Source organism: Segeticoccus rhizosphaerae (assembly GCF_009192725.1).
Classification (GTDB): domain Bacteria; phylum Actinomycetota; class Actinomycetes; order Actinomycetales; family Dermatophilaceae; genus Segeticoccus; species Segeticoccus rhizosphaerae.
Genome location: NZ_VOHR01000498.1, coordinates 1 through 1932, shown reverse-complemented (window position 1 = coordinate 1932; position 1932 = coordinate 1). Strand labels below are relative to the sequence as shown.

At 71.6% G+C, this 1932-nt stretch carries 2 protein-coding genes; both read left to right on the top strand.

Annotation, left to right across the window (positions count from 1 at the left end):
• The coding region (locus FRW57_RS21080) for an AI-2E family transporter (protein ID WP_420853276.1) at positions 1-1130 on the top strand (1130 nt) is incomplete at its 5' end.
• A gap of 132 nt (positions 1131-1262) precedes the next feature.
• The coding region (locus tag FRW57_RS21075; RefSeq protein ID WP_152186985.1) for an MFS transporter at positions 1263-1932 on the top strand (670 nt) is incomplete at its 3' end.

Genomic DNA, 1932 nt, shown 5'->3' with positions numbered 1-1932 from the left:
CGGCTGCTGCCCCCGCCCCGCAGGCCGGCGCGGCTGCCGGCCGGGGGCAGGCGTCCGGCGACGACTCCGACTTCGGCCGCGCAGGGCGGCCGCTGAACCGGCAGTCGCCGTTCTACATGGGGTTCGTCGGCGCCATCGGGGTCCTGGTCGCCTACGGGCTGGTGCACGCGGTCACCATGCTGACCACCACGCTCACCCTGCTGGTCGTCGCGATCTTCCTGGCCCTGGCGCTCAACCCCATCGTGGAGTGGCTGACCCGGCGGGGGGTCCGTCGGTGGGGCTCGGTCGGCCTGGTGTTCCTCGGGCTGCTCGTGGTCTTTGCCGCGATCGGCATGCTCGTCGTGCCGCCCGTCGTGCAGCAGGGCACCGAGCTGGCCACGAACGCGCCGGACTACGTCGAGCACGTGCTGCAGAGCCACTGGGTGCAGGAGCTCGACCGCGACTACAACCTCACGGACAAGATCCAGGCGGAGTTCCAGAAGCGAATCACCAGCGGGGACACGGTGGGACAGGTCTTCGGCGGTGTCCTCGGTGCCGGCAAGGCGGTCGTCTCCGGGGTGTTCCAGACGCTCACCGTCTTCGTCCTGACGCTCTACTTCCTGGCCTCGCTGCCCCGCGTGAAGCAGGCGGCCTACCAGATGGTGCCGAGCAGCCGCCGCGAGCGGGTCAGCTCCCTGTCCGAGGAGATCCTGCGGCGGGTCGGCAGCTATGCGATCGGACAGGTCGCCGTCGCGTCGATCAACGCCGTGTGCAGCTGGATCATGATGACGATCCTGGGCATCCCGTATGCCGCGGTGCTGGCCGTGGTGGTCGGCTTCCTGGGCATCATCCCGATGGTCGGCGCGACCCTCGGCGCGGTCCTCGTGGTCATCGTGGCGTTCTTCACCGAGCCACGCCTCGCGATCATCGCCGGGGTCTACTACGTCGTCTACCAGCAGCTCGAGAACTACGTGATCGCACCGCGGGTCATGCAGCGGACCGTCTCGGTCCCCGGGGCGGTCACCGTCGTGGCGGCGCTGGCGGGCGGGACGCTCCTCGGTGTCCTCGGTGCCCTCATCGCCATCCCGATCGCGGCCGGGCTGCTGCTGCTCTACGAAGAGGTCCTGGTGCCTCGGCAGAGCCACGTCTGACCGTGCCGTCCCGCCCGCACCGCGGCCGACGAGCGCCCGGACACGGGAAATGACATCGGCACGGAGGCCCCGCACCGGAAATACTGGAAGCGTGACCCACCCGAGCGCCGTGTCCCGGACCGGCCGGCCCCGATGACCGCTCCGCACCGTCTGGTGCTGGACCGGCTGCGCGACGTCGTGGGCGGCCCGGCCCGGTTCCGGGTGATCTGGCTGCTGTCGGGCGTGCTCGGAATGGCCGCCGCCGACCAGACGGTCGCGGGCGCGGTCGCCCCCGACATGAAGGTTGCGCTGGGGGTCGACAACACCGGGATCGGCCTCCTGGTCACCGCCGCGAGTCTGATGTCCGGTGTGACGACGTTGCCCTTCGGGTTGCTGGCCGACCGGGTGACCAGGGTCCGGCTGCTGGCGGGATGCGTGTTCGCGTGGTCGGCGGCCCTCGCCATCGAAGGTGCGGCGACGTCATACTCCATGCTCTTGTTCGGCCAGCTCGTCCTGGGCGCCGGGGTGGGGGCGGCGACGCCGGTGGTCGCCTCGCTGGCCGGGGACCTGTTCCCCAACGCGGATCGCGGCCGTGCCCTCGGCTTCATCCTCACCGGTGAGTTCGCCGGGGCCGCGACGGGTCTCGTCCTGGCCGGCGAGATCTCGGCCCTGTGGTCCTGGCGCGGGTCGTTCTGGGTCGTCGCCGCGGTCGGGCCACCCCTGGCGGTGGTGCTCCTGCGCCTGCTGCCCGAACCGGCACGGGGCGGAGGCAGCGTCGTGCACGTCGGCGACGCCCTCCTCGGCGTGGGCGACGGGGTGGCCG